Consider the following 16,150-nt stretch of genomic DNA (forward strand, 5'->3'; position numbering starts at 1 on the left):
ACACTTCTTACCGACACCGGGACGGAGGAGCCCACCGACACCACACTCGAACTCAGCGCCTAACAAAGAAAAGGATCACCGACCGCTACACCACCACCAGGGACTTGACCGAGTCGGTTGCGCCCCTGACCGGACCGGTAGTGCAGTCCTGTAAGTGACCTTGCGCGGATGTCCCCTGAATAGCTGGGATACAGGTACGCTGCCGCTCGACTGGTCCGGTCGTACAGTTCGCCTCGCTCAGCGAGGGAATTCTTCTACGCCAGGAGTTCCGCCTCCGCAGGGCGCAGCCCTACGAGCCCCCCCCAAGCAGGGCAACGTGAGCATTGACATATACTCCCGAGGGGTATCACGATGGTGGTCCGGGATGCCACTGCACGGTGGGCGCACCCCGTCTCTTTCCAGAACATTGACGTGCCAGCAGGCCAGGAAAAGAACCCCGGAACCGGGACTATCGCAGCGGCCCGGGTTGCGCGGCTTCCTTGTTCACGTCACGGAGGATGTCGGCATGGTTTTGGGTTCTCGAAGCGAGTCGCTACACCCCGAGCAGCGCTCCGGCGTGACCGTCCCGCAGAGCACGTCTCCCACGTCTACATCCGAGGACCTGGTCGCAGCTGTATTCGGTCTTCTCGTCGTCACCGCCGTCTATTTCGACGGCCGAGCACACATTCTTGACCTTCCTGACTCCTTTTTCACCCCGTGGCACGCCGCCCTGTACGGGGGTCTGCTGCTACTCATCGCGTGGCTGGCTGTCATCAGTAGACGCGCGGCAACACGTTGTGGACATCATCGCCTTGGCGTCATACCCGCTGGCTACGGCCTTGCGATCAGCGGTGCGGCACTATTCGCCGCCGGCGGTGTTGGGGACATGATCTGGCATCAAATCTTCGGGGTGGAGTTCGGAATCGACGCGCTGTTGAGTCCCGCCCATCTCGTGTTGTTTGTCGGCGGCGTCCTACTGCTATCCGGCCCCGTTCGAGCGTTCCGCCTTCGAACTATCCCCTTGTCGTTGTTGACGCGTTTGCCGCCCACGCTGGCGGTGCTGGGGATCACTGCCATTGCGGCCTTTTCTCTCAGTTTCCTGTCCGGGTTCATCACGGATTCGGCAACCTTCGCCGTCCTGCGGGCTCCTGAGGGTACGGATGCGCACATCATGTCCGAAAGTATCGCTGCGACGGGTCTGGCAAGCTACGTGATTACCTCATTAGTTGTGGTTGTTCCCCTGAGCTATCTGATCCGGGTCCGACTCGCCGGACTGGGGACCGCAATTCTCCTAGTGACATCGGTTGCCCTGTTGGCGTTGGTCCTTATGAACTTTCAGGAGATGGGAACCGTGATCGCCGCCCTCGTGGCGGGAGCACTCGTTGATGTCGTCCTTCGCGCGTTACGACGATTCGACGCGTCGCTCCGTGCACAGGAGCTTGTGCTTGCCGCACTACTTCCCCTGCTGTTGTGGTCGGGGCAGATTTTAGTTACGGATATGGAGCAGGGCGTTCTATGGTCTCTGGAGATGGTGACAGGAGCTGTCATCCTCTCCGCCCTGGCATCATTTGCAACGGTTTTCTCGCTCGGCCCGGCTTCGGCGAGCCATTCCTAGGAGATAGCCGGTTTCACTGCCGTTCTGGTCATTCCAATGCCCAGATCAGGCCTTTGTCATGTAGGCATTCCGGATGCCTGATACGCCGATGTCCCTGCAGCTTGATGCACATGGCTCTGCGCGCAGGAGCGCTTTCTTGACTCCGCCACAATGCCGACAGGGCCACAGTGTCTACTACACTGTGTAGAAGAAACTGTCAGCCACCCTCTGCACAAGGAGCGGCATGCCTCGCATCACCATCGGACTCGGCGTCGTCCTTATCGTCCTCGGCTTCATCTCGTACATCGCGACTGCATTCGTCAGCTGGACGGCGTTGATTCCGGCCATCCTGGGAGCCATTATCCTGGTCTCCGGCATCGTCGGACTGAAGAATCCGAAGCTTGGCGTCCACATCGCATTGGTCGTGGCAGTGCTTGGAATCCTCGGCACCACGATGAACGTCATGCAGCTGGGCGCACTCATTGCCGGCGAGGCGGAGCGGCCTGCAGCTGTGATTACGAGCACGATCACCTTCGTCCTGCTGATCGTTTACGTAGTACTCGGAATCCGCTCCTTCATGGTTGCCCGCCGCTGGAAAGCCACAAAGGCCTAACCTTCGGGATCCGCCGCTGTCCCGAGCAGCGCGCACGTAGCGTCCTCGCACGGTTTTCCCGAGCTCCGGCCAGACAGGGAAGAAAACAAAGCAGACGATGTGCTGCTTAAGATCGCCAGCGATGAGAGCGGATCCTGCCTGATCGAGGGCCTTGGACACTGCAGCGAACTGAGTGATGACGTCCTTGCAGTCATCGCCTTCCTTGAGCATGCGAATGACCGCTGTGAGCTGGGTTTGAGCACTCCTGGGTTGGTTGGTTACGAGGGCCCGTTCAGTCGGATCGACTTATTCCGACTGAACGGTTGCCCTTCTCCCTCCCGGGCTCAGCGGTTGTTAGGGCCGTGTTTACCACCGGGCACGGGAGGATCAGTAGCGTCTACGCCGTGCAGGGGCTCCGGCCTCTCACCGGGCTCAGCGGGCAGACTCTCGCTTGTGGATTGCATTTCGCGCTGCGTGCGGGTCTGCTGCACCTCGGCCGCGTACCGAACCCGCCGGATGCGCCTGGTCATGTCTCGGATCAGGAGAATTACCAGCACGACGATGAACAGGGTCGACAGGAAGCCGAGCGTACCTGGGGTGACCGACGCCGGGTCCAGACCCGGTTTCAATGTTGGGTCACCCGACGGTGTCGTCGCTGCGGCCAGACTGAGGGTAGGAAACACACACACCACTTTCGAAGCTTCTCAGCGGATCAGGGGCTGCCCGCCAGCCGCAATTCTACGCGGGATAGAAATCCCTGCGGTGGCGCGGGACCCACTTAGCTTAGTCAAGCAGCACCAACCTCGATTGCTGTTGCGGAACAACCAGTGCCGTTGACTCGGTGGCCGCAGGCCGGGTTAAGGGAGCCAACCAGCGCTGGCAATCTATTGGAGGAGAAACGCAGGCCCGAAGACACTGAACGGCTCGTCGTAGTTAGCCGAGCTCCGGAGTAAAAGCCGGAAGGGCCGGCACAGCACGCACCCACCTGCGTCCAGAACTCTGGGCGAGCAACCATCGCAGCACAAGGACCTGTTGGCTTCCGACCACGAGAAGTCCGTCTGCAGGCGGAACTTATTTCCCTCGGAGCATGTTGACAGTAGTAGTGGGATAGAACGCTTAGCCTGGCCTGTCCTACTGCAAGGTGAACAGGTTGCGGTTGTTCTTGCGTCTCGACGATGTAGGCCGTCATCTGCGCGCACTCCTCCTAAATCAACGGTTCCTGATGGTGTTTTTCAACAGGTCTATCTCGTGCCACGGATCACTCATCGCAGTCGAATGCCGTCCTCGATCGCGAGCGACCCGCTGCCGTGCAACGTCCATCCCAGCAGTCGTTCATTCCGCCGGAGCTTCAACCAGGGGACTAGCATGACCTCGACTCTTACCCGCCCTGGGGCCGGCTCTTCATCATCGTTCGAGCAGACGACAGCGCGAGGCCCCACAGACGGTGACCCGTGGCATTGGGCCGTTACCGGTGTGTGTCTTCTCGCCGTGCTCGCCACGGCCACGGGCTTAAACGGAGTGGTGGAACCGTGGACGTGGTTCCTGCCCGTGGTCCGCACACTTGTCCCCGTGCTGCTGGCGATGGCGTTGACGCGAGCCCTCCGCCTGAGCGGCGTGCTGGCACCCCTCGCGGGTGTGCTCGCGCTCGTCGGCACCCTCACGGCCCAGTTCTTCCCGCGGCAGAGCATTCTCGGCGTCGTGCCGGGGCCCGGAACATTACTCGAGCCGCGGCGGCTCCTCGCCCAGGCCGAGGAAACGGTGGTCTCGCAGGTAGCCCCCGTACTGCCGGATGCCGGGATCCTTTTTATTATCTGCGCCGCACTGGGGATCATCGCCATCATCGTGGACATCTTCGCGACGACCATGCGGATGCCAGCGGGGAGCGGCCTCGGGCTCTTCACTGTCATGATCGTTCCAGCCGTCGTGAAGCCCAACGGCGTCGGGATGTTTGCCTTCATCACCACCACGTTGGTCTTCCTGTTGCTCCTCGCGGTGGCGCAGTGGCGCGAGAACCGGCTCGCATCGGGCGGCGCGCGGGCGTCCTCGGGTTTCGCGGGCCGGAGCATGATCATCGGTGCGGCGGCCGTAGCGGTGACCGTAGTCTTGCCGTTGTTCATCCCCGGTTTCAACTCTGGCGCCTTCCCGCAGGGCGCGCGCATGAATATTTGGGGTAATGCCACCGGTCTCAATCCGGCCGTGACGCTCGGGAACGACCTGCGCAATCCCACAGGCTTTGGACGCATCACCTACGCCACCAACTCGGACAGCCCCCTGTACCTGCGCGCAACCACCCTCGAGGACTTCAGCGGACGCCGGTGGGAGCCCGACCAAAGGCTCGGTGACCGGGAAGAAGGCGTGGCCGAGATCGGTGAGGAGCAGGGTACCCCCGCGAGCCCGCCCGTGAGCAGCACGGTTTTCACGCGCATCACGACGCAGAGCTACGCGAGCCCCTGGCTTCTGGCGCCGTACGCTCCTGTGGGCATCACGGGCCTCACAGGAAGATGGGCGTGGGATCCGGCCAACCTGTCCATCCTCGCCAGGGACGGAGGCTCAACGGCGCGCCAGCGATACCTCGTCGAGAGCCGTTCAGTTGACCTCACGCGCGAGGGCCTGGAAGCCATCGGGCCTTCGGAGACGAACACAGTCCCCGAGGTGTTTACCCAACTGCCGGATGACACCCCAGGCATCGTCAGGACGATGACCGATGAAGTCGCCGGAAACTTCGTCAATCCCTACGACAAAGCTCTCGCCATCCAGAACTACCTGCGCGGCCCTGAGTTCAGCTACTCGGAGGAAGCGCCTGTCGACGGCGGGTACGACGGCAGCGGCATGGACGTGATGGCGCGGTTCCTCGAGTCGAAGTCCGGGTACTGCGTGCATTACGCCGGAACCATGGCCGTCATGGCGCGTGCTGCCGGGATCCCCAGCCGCGTCGCCATCGGCTACACGCCCGGCAGCCCCACGGGTGACACGGAGGAGGGCCCGGAGGGAACGGAACTGCGTGAATTCGTCGTCGACTCCCGCAACGCGCACGCGTGGCCCGAGCTGTACTTCGAGAGCGTGGGCTGGGTGCGGTTCGAACCGACCCCGTCCCGCGGTGTCGTGCCGACCTACGCGCAGCAGGCGTTCACGCCTGTGGGGCCGCGCGCGGACGACACCGACGCCCTGAACCCCGGCGGGGCCCTTGGCAATGCGGACCGGACGGACCCAACAGCCGAAGCTTCGGAGAACACCGATGGTGCCCAAGCAACCGGCCCGCAGGACCAGACGTGGCTCATGGTCGGCCCGCTTGCTGTTGCGGGGATCGCGCTGCTGGCGTTGGTTCCGTTCCTCCTGCGGACGGTGAGGACGCGGTCCAGGCGCCGTGCCGTCGTGGTTAACGGTGCCGCCCCGGACAGTCACGGTGCGGCCACCGCCGCATGGGCCGAGACGACGGAGATCGCCGGTGACTACGGCTACCCTCTCCAGCCCACCGACACCCCCCGCACTTTCGCCGGCCGCCTCCTCCGCGATGCCGGGCTGCAGGGCGGGCCTGCTACATCTCTGAGCAGGCTCCGGACCAGCTACGAATACGAGGAGTACGCCAACAACCTACCCAAAGGCGCACCCACCGGTGGTCCCTCACGCCTGGTCGTGACGTTCGCCCGGCCGGTGGCACCGCCTCGGTGGGACGACGTCGACGCCGTCAAACGCGCTCTGCAGCGGGGCAGCCCTCGGTCCGCTCGAATCAAAGCCCGCCTGTTCCCGCAATCACTCCTAAACCGCTTCCGGAACAACCCTTAATACTGACTCTACGCCGGGACATTACGCGTGAGAAACGAAAAATCAAGATAACGCCGATCTTTGGTGGCGAACAGAACAGGTCACTGCCCTAATGCAGGTCGAACTCGTACAGGTCAAAAACTCCGCGCTGGCAGCGACATTGCGGCGGAGAGCTGAGCGGGCTCTTGATGCCATCGCACCTTACGAGCACGTCAGTCGTGTCCTTCCTAAGAGGGAGAAGGCTGGTTCGTTGGCAGAGGTACCCGAACCTCCCCGGCTTCAGGTCAACGGGTTTACCGTCATCGCGCGCACTGCGGGTCCCTCGACGTCCGACGCTTCATCAAGCGCACAAATCCTGGTCCAGATGCCCAGCGAAGACGATATCCGCTCCGCTGTTACCTCGGCGCTACTGAAGGAGGGCCCGAAGGCTGTACATCTGCCGTTAAAGCACCGGCGTTTCATCATGGCCGGTGGTTTGGCTATCTTGTTCGGCGCACTGCTAGGACAGTTGGTTTCGTGGGGGCCGGTGGTGACACTCGTCGGGTTCAGCTTCCTGCCGATCGGGTTTTCCAGCAACGGCAGGCGCGCCGGAGGCCAGCCGCTGATGCTCATCGCGGCGGGCCTCGCGGCCGTGTGGCTCGGGTGCACGTTGTGGTCGTAGGCTCCGCGGTTGCTGGGCCTTCCGCTCACAGCTCAGATTGCCCCGACTGCAGTGTTCTGGGTCGGCGCCTCTGCCTTTGCAGCGGCATGGCTGGTGGCCCTCCGGGCGGCGTTCGTGCGGTGGCACCTACGCAAGAACCTGCGGGATCAGCTTGCATCCATGCGCGGAGCTTGATCTGACGTGTAAGCACCAGCTTATCGGTTGATCCGACTGCACACCCTGTTTTACGTATCGGGAAAGCGCAGGTTAACCCACTTCGCTACATGAACCAATAATTTGATGTCCGATTTTCGCCCCGTATTTAGTGCTCGCCCATTGGGCAGAGCAGAGATTGGAGATGTCGACCGGTTACGCTGTCGCGGCCAATTCTCCTTATACCCGGCGATCGTCGTTCAGATCGGAAACAGGACGCACGTTTACTTATTGCAAAGTTTGATCATAGGTTTGAAGGGAATGTTGCGGGTCATTAACCTGCGTGCGGGGGTTGAACCCGGCAGGAGCGGGCTTCAAGTTGTCCGCCTACGGGCGAACTTCCACCATCCCAACACAACGATGCGACGACAGGTGCAGCGGCTTGTCTTCATTCCCTGCGTAGTCCCAGCATCAACTCGTAGGCTCGGCGGATGGATGAGTTGGCTGCCTTCGTCCTCGCCCGCGTGGGTGAGGATTACGACCTCGCCTATCAGGCGTTGCACGATCCCGGTGTCGGTGGCATCCTCGGAGCCCACGTCAAAACCCGGCACGTGGCTGACATCGATCGGCCACTGGACGTGGCTGGGCATGAACTGCTGATGGACCCGCTAGCCTGCCACATTGTGAACCACAACCCGCAGAAGGTCATTGCGGATTGCGTCGCGAAGCAGCGTCTGGCCGCCCACGTGCAGAGCATCGACCGGAACCACCAACAGGCAGGGGAGGAGGCAGGAATACCGGCGGGGGAGCAGGACTGCACGCGCAAAATCCTCGAGTTGATGGCTCTCTCGTGGAAGGACCACCCGGAGTATCAAACGCACTGGATGAGCTGACGCGAACGGTCGGTCTCGCTAAGACTGAGTGGCGAATACCTGCGGTCGACAGGCACATGCCGGCTAGAAACACGGCTTGACCAGCTTTTCCCCACCGCCTTGAGCGCTCAAACCACTGCGGCAGAAATGACGAGAGGTGTTTGGCGGCTCTGGGTGGTCAGCAACTACGGCATCAGCGCTTGAATCGCCTGCCAGGGCAACGACCAGCCATTTCCTCCGGTCCCTCAGCAGTTAACCGATTCAGGCTGACAAGCAGGAACTACCTCTAGCATCCTCGTAAGGAGTCCATCTCAGCGCTGATCTCCGATAAAGCAGCGCCCCGAAACTAGAACCGGCAGCACCACCGTCGAAACAGCCTTTCCACGTAGTTCACCAAAGATGCAGCGTTCACCAATTAGCCCAGCACCTTGAATAGCGTCCACATCGAGTCCCGTCGGAGTGCGATCGATCGACACCTCTACCATCTCCGGTATGGATCCGGCGCTTGCAAATCCTTGCTCAATGGCACCGCGGACCTGATCACGCTTCCCTGCATTCTCACCATCCGCAAGTGCCTGCAATTCCCGGTTAACGGCATCCGCAATTATGACGGCTTCGTCATCCGAAAGTTCCATAGAAATGGGGCCTGAAGTGCCACTCGGGGCTGATGACGATGGAGGGCCCGACGGTAAGGACGAGATAGATGGCTTCGAGACATCCTCGTTGGGCTCCTCGGCTGTCGGCAATGCTTCAGCTGCCCCTGCCGTCACTGAGCTTTCAGCCCCCAGGATCGAATCTGACTCCGCAGGAGCGCTACAAGACGTAAGGACGACGAGGGCCGCGGACAGGGCACCGACACGTAGGCCTATGTAGGGTCGATTACGAAGGCAGCCGGATGCGGCAATGGTCACGTCCTCATTCTGCCACGCAGCATTCGACCGCTCGCCACAGAGATCCCAGGAGCTCTGTTAGGGCTCGTCCTAATAGTCTTCGACAGCGACATGAACTCGTCATCCGTGCCAGGGTTGCCGCGCCGTGGGGTCGGGGACGGGCAGCGCTACGGGGCGGCCTCGCCAGCCCAGGCCTCCGTATAGAACTGCTGGGAACTCGCGTCCAGCAGCTCGGCGTAGAGGTCCGGCTTCAATGCCTGGGCGGAACCAACCGGGACCTCCGGGGCGAAGGCGGACACGCCCAGCCCCGCCTCAGAATCCTGCAGGGTCAGGCCTGCGGCCTCCAGGATCGTCGGGTACAGATTCAGCTGGTCGACCCGGGGGCGCAGCGGGGCCGCCCCGCCGGGCACCCAGATCCGGTTGAAGATGGTGCGGTTCTCGTGGTCGTCCAGCTGCTCGTGGAACGCGTTGCCGGCGCTCATGAGCTTGAGGTGGTCGCCGGTGATCAACACGGCGGTGTCCTCGAGGTAGCCCTTCTCCTTCAGATAGTCCACGAATCCGGCCACCTGCGTCATGGAGCAGGAGAACACAGAGGTGACCACGTTCTGGGTGTCCACGTCACAGTAGCCGTAGACGTACACCGGCTCGTGGGTGTCCAGCGTCAGCATCGAGAGGTTGAACGGCTCACCGGTCCGCTCCGCCTCGGCGTGCAGCCGGTCTATCTCGTCCCGGGCGTGGACCATCAGCCGTTCATCGCTCAGGCCCCAGTCGCTGCGGAAACTCTCCTCCGGCTCGCCCGCGGCGCGCCAGTCGGAGAGGTCCTTCACCTCGGAGTAGCCGTGGGTCCTCAGGAAGGTCTCCTTCGCGGCGAAGGAGGCATTGGCTCCACCCATGAAGACGCTGGTGTAGCCGTGGCGAGCCAGGACATCGCCCAGGCACGTCAACCCGCCCAGGTAAGTTTCGGTGTCACCGCCGAGGTCGTTGCTGGGGGCGCTGCCGGCTGCGGAGCCTCCAGCCTTCAGCGGGACGCCGCACTGCGTCCCGACGAGGCCCGCCATGGTCCAGCCCCCGCTCTCGTCCTGCTGCAAGTCCTCCACGCTCTGCCAGCCGTCGGAGGCCCGGGTGGCCTCCTTGAGGGGAGCGAACGCATCCTTCTCGAAGAGCTGGTCGTCCTCGAGGGTGGCCTCGCCGGACTCGAGGTAGATCAGGACCAGGTTGCGCTTGTCCTCATCGCTGGTGACGGTCGGTTCCACGTAGTAGTCCCCGAGGTCGTAGTCGGAGTTCGCCGCCCGGATGTAGTCCCCCATGCCCACCGTGGTGGAGAAGGCCGTGGCCCCGCCGACGACCACCGCGGCCACCACGGCGGTCGAGACGAGGCGCGTGATCCACTGCGGACGACGAGGACCAGGATCGTCGTCGACCCGGCGATGCCTTCGCCGCCGGTAGTGCTGCCACACGGCGAGCCCGACGGTGATGAGCACGGGCAGGACGCCGACCCCCAGGATGCCGACCCAGACGATGGATCCGCCTCCGCCGTCGGTCTCCACGGAGACGAGGTTCATGAGCATCTGGCTGACGGAGATCGTGCCCCAGTAGAAACGGATCCCTAGGGCAGTGATGAGCGGCACGAGCCCTGCCCAGATCAGGACGTAGACCAGGACGCGCCCCACGACCACGCCGACCCGTCGGGGTACGCGAAGACTCCGGGCAGACATGGCAACACCTCGCGTTCCAGGTGTCCGCATCTTCGCCGCACACCCCTGACATCCAGCCCGTTCTCGGGCGGGTAGAAGACTAGTACCGTTACGCTACCGGTTCAACAAAAGTTCACCCGGGGTTCACCGTCCGGCGAGGCATAGGGGACTGCTTAGAGAACGGTCAACTGCTGGCCTCTGAGGATCTGAGTATCCCTAATGGACTCTGGACCGGAATATCTGCCTAAAAGGTTGGTGCATTGGCGGGAGTTTGGGTCTGGCCGCCGCCAGCAGCGGTCAGTTCGATCAGGGTCAGCGCAGGACGCCGCACACGGCCGGGTCTGTGGCTTCGGCGGGCAGGTCCGCAGTCAGCTCGCTAACGCCTTCGGGGTCGCTGAAGTTGTACGTCCCGTTGCCGTCGTAGTCCAGACCATGGATGACCACGACGCCCTCGCCTGCCCGGATGGAATCGGCGATCTGCTTAGCTGTGCCGAGGCCGCCTGCACCGGGGTAGCCGGTTCCGGCGACGTCGGTGAATTCGATGTTGTCCCGGCTGTAGTTGAAGGCCCCTCCTTGGGAGACCGGAAAACGGGCAACGTCAAGGAAGCTGGCCGGGGTGGTGTCCCCAGTCGTATTCAGCGACACGACAACGGGGCCGTAGGCCGGTACGCCTTCAACGGTGTTCAGGCGCCCGTCCCCATTGGAGTCCAGCGCCAGGGTGGGGCACTCATTCAGGGCATCGTTGCCGTAGTGGATGTGCTGGGCGTGGGGGGCATCCGGGGTCAGGCCTGTGGCGTGGACTTCGATGTGTTCGATCTTCTGGTTCTTCACCACTGCGGTGGCGGTGCCGGATGCACCGGAACCGTTCAGCTCGGTCAGCACGGCCGTGAGCGTCACCGACTTGTCCGTTGCTTTACCGTTCTGTCCTTTACCGTCCTGGGCCAGGACAGGGCCTGCACCCACCGACACCGCTGTAAGTACTGCAGCCGCCGCTCCTGCAAGAGCCAGCTTGGAATCTCTTCTCATGTTTTCGCTCCCTATCAAGGGGCCGCCGAGGGATTCGGCGGTCATATGTGATTCGCGCCACAACCGATTGGGGATGGGTGGTAGGCCTGGGTTCAGGCGACCTGAGGTATTTATCAGAGCATCGTCTCCGCCTACCAGGAACCGAGCAAAACTCGGGGCAAGCAGCTGATGCAGGCGGTCATCGACGCCATCACCAGCGCCGTAGCCAGCGGCATCGCCCCGCCCTTACCAAGATCCGACGGATCGACCGGACACTGAAACAACGCACAGCCGGCGTACTCGGGTTTCGACCCCAGGAGCCAACAATGGCCACCCGGGGGACCAACGGTGACCTCGAGCCCCTTCGCGGCTCAGCCCTCGGGTTCCGGAGCCTCACCAGCTACATGGCCCGATCCGGCGGACATAGTGAGTACATCGCCACCTGCCGATCGGCACCAAGGGCGGGCATGAAGAGGGCGACGTTCTTGTTCGCCGATAATTGACCTTATGTCAACCTGAAGAGAACTTACTGCAGGATCTGCTGAATAGGACTCGGTGATACGACTCCCCCTCGACCTGGTGCAGGAGCACTGAACTCCGTCTCGTTGCAGGGATGTCAGCCTGTGGAAGGTCTTGTCTGGCATCTGCGGTTATGACCACCGAAGCGCGTAACGAGTGGTGTTATCGTCTCTGGTGCCGCATCAGGATTCGGGCAGAGTCATCACGCGTCCTAGGGTGAAGCTTGTTGCGGATCAGCGCGACGGGTGACTTTCCTTAGTACCAAACTGGTACCAAACTGGTACCACACCACTACCAGTCTGCTATTAGGTCACTCCCGGGTGGCCATCGACCAGTTGGCCGTGTCACCATCCTTCGGCCGCTTTACTCGAGGCCAAAGCCCTTCTCACGGGCTGGTTTGTGGAGCGTCTTCGGTCGTCCCTGGAATGGGCGTTTGGTGGTTATGACCGATGCAGACGGTGGGGTGCCGTTGCTGAGGTCTGCGGCGAGGAATGCTTCGACTCCTTCGCGTGCGGCGGGGTCGTTCCCGAACCGGGTCATCAGCGTGTCGGCCAAAGCTGCGCGGCGATCACCTGAGTCCCACAGCTCCTCCGCGTTCGCGGCCGCGTTCTGGGTATCCACATCGTTCTGGAGGTCCCCGCGGGCGACCTCTCCTGATTGCTGCTCGGCGACCGCGTGGTCGCGTTGAGCGTCCTTGTTTTCAGATGCCTGCTCCAGCTCGACGTCGCTCTCCTGGCCGCTCTTGTGCGCCTCGAGGTACTCCTCGGGGGTCAGTTTGTACCTAGTGCGGATCTCGTCGTGCATCTGCTCGCGGGAGGCCAGCGCCACGGTGTCGAGCTTCTCCCACTGCTGCGCCATCGCGTAGTGCGAGGCGATGTCCTCGGGGCGAGCTGATTCCCAAAATTGCGGCTGGTGAACGGCCGCCAGTTGGGTGCGCATGACTGCTCGCTCGGCTTCGAACCGTTCCTCGAGCTGCTGGCGCTGCGCTTGCTCGGCGCGCTGCATCTGCTCGTTCCGTTCGGCACGTTGGCGTGCCAGCATTTCCCCAAGTCGGCCGGCTACAGCCATTGCAGACTGCAGCTGAGGCCGGAACAGTCCGTCGGCTCCGTCTGGCGCGTCGTGATTCATTGTTCTATCTCCCCATCTCTTGGTCGTGCCCTTGGTGCAGCTTCACTCGAGGCGGCACCATGATCGTCGGCCGCGCTTCATTCAATGGACGGACGGCCTTCGGCGTCATCCCTTCAGGTGCCGGCAGTTGAGGCTCTGCTATCTCGGGCAGCGGTGTTGCGACGATGGCGAGCTGCTGACGCACACTGTCGGTCAGCACCCGGGCTTCACGGAGATCATTGTTGCTGCGCTGCATGTCCCGCAGGAGGCGAATGGTGCGCACGACCTGCTGCATGATGAGCGCCTGCGCGACCGGTGACGGTGCGGTCGCTGCGGCCAGGAGGAACGCAGCTGTACCGGTCATTCTCAGAGGCGCCTGTACGGGTGTGCTGATCGTGACACCGGAACGGTGAGCGGAACGAGCGAGGGCCCGCGACGCCTGTGCAAGGGGTCCGGGTTCGGCTTCCGTGGCCTTCGACCAGGCGCCGAGGACACCGGAGGTTTCCCGGGCCACGTGTGCCCATGTCTGGTGATCATCAGGGGCGACTGAGGACATGACCTTGCGAGCCTTGGCCATGTCGAGCGAGAGCTTCCGTGCGGCTTCCTCGTCGATGGCACGACCGAACACGGTCGTCGCACGAGGACCACGAAGCATGTCCGGGGCCTGCCCGTGAACGATGCGCTGGTGGCGCTTGGCAGCCCACCATTCCTCTGCTGCTTCCTGGGACGCTTCCGGAGTGTCGGACCACTCCGTGCGCAGAGCTGGAAGGGTGAGATCCTTTGCCAGCTTCCCCCCACCGAACCACACCGGGTCCATGCCTTTGGGTGGTCGTTCCGCGACAGAGTATCCGGTGACGACAGAGCGGCCACCGTCAGCGAAGCGGGCACTGACGAGCAGTTCCTGGCGGCGTAGCCGGCGCACGAACTCTGCCTCGCTTTCGGAGGCGACAGCACTTGCCCTCACGACGCGCTCCATACGGTGACGGGCCGGCTCGATGGCGTTCCCGGTACGACGGTCGGTCAGCTGCTCGGCGGGCTTCAGACCACGCTCGGAGTGCTGTCCCAGCTCGATGAGTCCGAACTGCTTCTCGAGGTTCCGGGCGGCGCTCTGCGCCTTCGGGAAGTCTGACCAGTCGCCCCACTTCGTGCCGTCCTCGCGGACGCGGGAGGCGACGATGTGGATGTGGTCGTTGCCGGCGGTGCTCGTGCCGTGGTGTACCGCGACCCACTGGCACGCTGCCTTGCCGCTTGTCTCGGTGAAGCCCATGTCGTCCATGAACTTCTCCGCCATGTCCGCCCACTCGCGGCCACTGACAGGACGCTCGTCGGAACGCAGTGACAGGGAACAGTGCCAGACGTGCTGGTCCATCTCGACGTCGCTGATCCGCTTGTTGAGGTCGATCTCCTGTGCGGCGAGAACCGCCGACTGGTCGTTCAGCTGGGCGTCTCCGAACCAGGCCATGATCGTCGGGCTACCGGCGACGAGGTGTGGGTCAGTGTGCTCATTACTCTTCCCCGGGCCGACCAGGTACTTCATCAGACCGACGGTGCGCGAGCCCTTCGTGATGTTCGGAATCACGGCTTCAGCTCGTACATTTTTACTTCGATCTGACGCATTAGCTGGCGGGTCTCCTGCATCGCTGCAGCAGCGTAGTTCTTGACCTCGCCAGTCGAGTTCGCATGGCGCGCGATCTGGTTCATGTTGTTGGCCGCCGTTGCAATGAGACGACGGATCGCCAGCAGGGTCACAACCTCCTGCTTTTTCACCGTCAGCACGGCCGGGTCACCGGAGCCCAGAGCGGCGTCGACGAGGATCGCGGACGGCGACAGACCAGTCTGAGCTTCCAGCTGCAGCAGCTGAGCCCGCTCCATTTCGGACATCGAGACCCGCACGTACACGGTCTTACCTTCGATGCGCTTGCGCCGGGAAGACCACACATGCCGCTTGGCGGCACTAGGAGGACGCGCAGCGGGCTCCTGCTCACCTGATTCCTGCGAGCTCTCACTCCCCTGCTCAGACACTGCTCACACTCCCCCGCTCTTGATCCACACGGCCCAGCGCAGCGCCCCTCCAACGGAGGCCCCACACCCCAAGTGTGTCACCGCTCAGCCATGGGCGCCAGCGGAATCCGCGTTTATGGCACATAAACGCATAGCTTGCTCCGCTGGTGCTCCGTTTGCCTCTCGCACGGCTGTTTGTGCCGGGTGGGGTGTTCAAGCAAGCGGTACGACGCTTCGCGTCTGGATTGACCGACCGGCTGCGCCGTTCCGTTTCGGCTTGTGAATGTACTGTCCGCCCTTCTCTTGGCAAGGCTCCAAGGACGGCTTTCGCGGCATATCCTCGCTTCGCTCCGGTATTCCACGGTCCGACCTCTCCACCTTGCCAATTCACTTCGCGTCCAAGTGATGACGGCGTTGCCGAAAGGAACGGGGCAAAGATGAAAGAGGGACTCATGGTGGGCACGATGATGGCACCAAAGGACGTGGTTAGGTTGTACGGCGTGACAAGCCAGGAGCTTGCTCAGTGGCGGCGGGCTAACCTCGGACCGCCCTACTTCATGCTCGGACGGAACACAGTCCGGTACGACTCCGGCGACATCGAAGACTGGTTTAATGACCCTGCTAACGGGTACCTCCACGACTACCCAGCGGGCCGATGATGGCTGTGTATCGTGGCGGCAGTCTGTGCACGACGTTAGGCTGATGATCATGGCTACCATCGACCTCGAAACCACCAAAGACCAGGCACGCAAACTCCTCGACTCACGCATCGCATCCGTTACCAATCTGGTGATCGCACGCAAGCGGGTGGATGAGCTGCGCGAGCAGCTTGCCGATGCCGAGCGTGAGGACAAAAAGGCTTACGTCCGGGCAACGAAGGACGGCTGGAGCGAGGACGAGCTGAAGAAGCTCGGCCTCGATAGCGGCGCAGCAGCCAAGCGTCGAAGCCGACGTCGTAGCACGGTTCCAAACGGCCAAGATGTATCTGCCGTTTGAGCACGACAGGCCGTCACAGGGGTACAGCTCGACTACTGAGGGGTAGTCGCAGGTTGGGTGGGAGACGGTGACAGTGTCCGCTCCCATGCGCTTTGCTTTCGGAAATGTCGAAGCTGATGAAGAGGCATACCACTGGCGACTCGATGGCGTTCAGCGCAGAGACCGAAACGATGTAATCGATGTACTCGAAAGTGATCTGAAGAACATCAGCGCTACCCATGTGCAGCAGATGTACTGAACCGCTCTGGGTTTGATGGAGACTTCCGTTATGTGATTCCCACCAGCTGATGGCGGTTGGTTTGGCCAGCATAGAACGCCTGCTCGAACTCCGCTGGCGGGACATCGC

General features: G+C 62.5%; 13 protein-coding genes and 2 pseudogenes. 8 read left to right on the forward strand and 7 right to left on the reverse strand.

The genetic code is table 11. From position 1 onward, the window contains the following. The first annotated feature begins 505 nt into the window (after positions 1-505). A complete protein-coding gene (locus tag ACX80F_RS16385) occupies positions 506-1,594 on the forward strand; it encodes a hypothetical protein (RefSeq protein WP_459337448.1) in 1,089 nt (362 codons plus the stop codon). 223 nt (positions 1,595-1,817) lie between these two features. Continuing rightward, the gene (locus tag ACX80F_RS16390) at positions 1,818-2,186 is read left to right on the forward strand and encodes a hypothetical protein (RefSeq protein WP_459337449.1); all 369 of its coding nucleotides are present in this window, start codon (positions 1,818-1,820) and stop codon (positions 2,184-2,186) included. Between the two features lie 93 nt (positions 2,187-2,279). On the opposite strand, the pseudogene ACX80F_RS16395 reads toward ACX80F_RS16390, so the two are convergent. After that, positions 2,280-2,426: pseudogene (locus ACX80F_RS16395) on the reverse strand (metal-sensitive transcriptional regulator); the annotation flags it as partial. A 1,212-nt stretch (positions 2,427-3,638) separates the two neighbouring features. Here ACX80F_RS16395 and ACX80F_RS16400 point away from each other — a divergent pair. From ACX80F_RS16400 to ACX80F_RS16410, 3 genes are all read left to right on the forward strand, one after another. Continuing rightward, positions 3,639-5,948: a DUF3488 and transglutaminase-like domain-containing protein gene (locus ACX80F_RS16400; RefSeq protein WP_459337450.1), complete on the forward strand. Its 2,310-nt coding sequence runs from the start codon at positions 3,639-3,641 to the stop codon at positions 5,946-5,948. Between the two features lie 91 nt (positions 5,949-6,039). Beyond that, positions 6,040-6,588, forward strand: coding sequence for a hypothetical protein (locus ACX80F_RS16405; RefSeq protein WP_459337451.1), 549 nt, complete (start codon positions 6,040-6,042; stop codon positions 6,586-6,588). Positions 6,589-7,211: 623 nt separating this feature from the next. After that, positions 7,212-7,613, forward strand: a complete 402-nt coding sequence (locus ACX80F_RS16410; protein ID WP_459337452.1) for a DUF6221 family protein — start codon at positions 7,212-7,214, stop codon at positions 7,611-7,613. A gap of 290 nt (positions 7,614-7,903) precedes the next feature. Here the strand turns inward: ACX80F_RS16410 and ACX80F_RS16415 are convergent, their stop codons facing one another. The 3 genes from ACX80F_RS16415 to ACX80F_RS16425 all read right to left on the reverse strand — a co-directional run bounded on the left by ACX80F_RS16415 (position 7,904) and on the right by ACX80F_RS16425 (position 11,247). Further along, complete coding sequence (locus ACX80F_RS16415) at positions 7,904-8,227, reverse strand: DUF6993 domain-containing protein (protein ID WP_459337453.1); 324 nt, start codon at positions 8,225-8,227, stop codon at positions 7,904-7,906. A 422-nt stretch (positions 8,228-8,649) separates the two neighbouring features. Beyond that, positions 8,650-10,197, reverse strand: coding sequence for an LTA synthase family protein (locus ACX80F_RS16420; RefSeq protein WP_459337454.1), 1,548 nt, complete (start codon positions 10,195-10,197; stop codon positions 8,650-8,652). Between the two features lie 291 nt (positions 10,198-10,488). Next, a complete protein-coding gene (locus ACX80F_RS16425; protein ID WP_459337455.1) occupies positions 10,489-11,247 on the reverse strand; it encodes a hypothetical protein in 759 nt (252 codons plus the stop codon). Between the two features lie 60 nt (positions 11,248-11,307). Here ACX80F_RS16425 and ACX80F_RS16430 point away from each other — a divergent pair. Beyond that, positions 11,308-11,684, forward strand: a pseudogene (locus ACX80F_RS16430) (hypothetical protein); the annotation flags it as partial. Between the two features lie 379 nt (positions 11,685-12,063). Here the strand turns inward: ACX80F_RS16430 and ACX80F_RS16435 are convergent. The 3 genes from ACX80F_RS16435 to mobC form a co-directional block, all read right to left on the reverse strand. Further along, positions 12,064-12,741 carry a hypothetical protein gene (locus ACX80F_RS16435; RefSeq protein WP_459337456.1) on the reverse strand — a complete coding sequence of 226 codons (678 nt, stop codon included), beginning with the start codon at positions 12,739-12,741 and terminating at the stop codon, positions 12,064-12,066. 91 nt (positions 12,742-12,832) lie between these two features. Further along, positions 12,833-14,269 (reverse strand): relaxase/mobilization nuclease domain-containing protein, encoded by a 1,437-nt coding sequence (locus ACX80F_RS16440; RefSeq protein WP_459337457.1) that lies wholly within the window; start codon positions 14,267-14,269, stop codon positions 12,833-12,835. A gap of 113 nt (positions 14,270-14,382) precedes the next feature. Next, positions 14,383-14,829, reverse strand: coding sequence for a plasmid mobilization relaxosome protein MobC (mobC, locus tag ACX80F_RS16445; protein WP_459337458.1), 447 nt, complete (start codon positions 14,827-14,829; stop codon positions 14,383-14,385). A 416-nt stretch (positions 14,830-15,245) separates the two neighbouring features. Between mobC and ACX80F_RS16450 the strand changes: the two genes are divergently transcribed. Next, positions 15,246-15,467: a helix-turn-helix transcriptional regulator gene (locus ACX80F_RS16450; RefSeq protein WP_459337459.1), complete on the forward strand. Its 222-nt coding sequence runs from the start codon at positions 15,246-15,248 to the stop codon at positions 15,465-15,467. Between the two features lie 49 nt (positions 15,468-15,516). Beyond that, positions 15,517-15,804 carry a hypothetical protein gene (locus ACX80F_RS16455; RefSeq protein WP_459337460.1) on the forward strand — a complete coding sequence of 96 codons (288 nt, stop codon included), beginning with the start codon at positions 15,517-15,519 and terminating at the stop codon, positions 15,802-15,804. The last annotated feature ends 346 nt before the right edge of the window (positions 15,805-16,150 follow it).

This window comes from Arthrobacter sp. TMS2-4 (assembly GCF_054511075.1).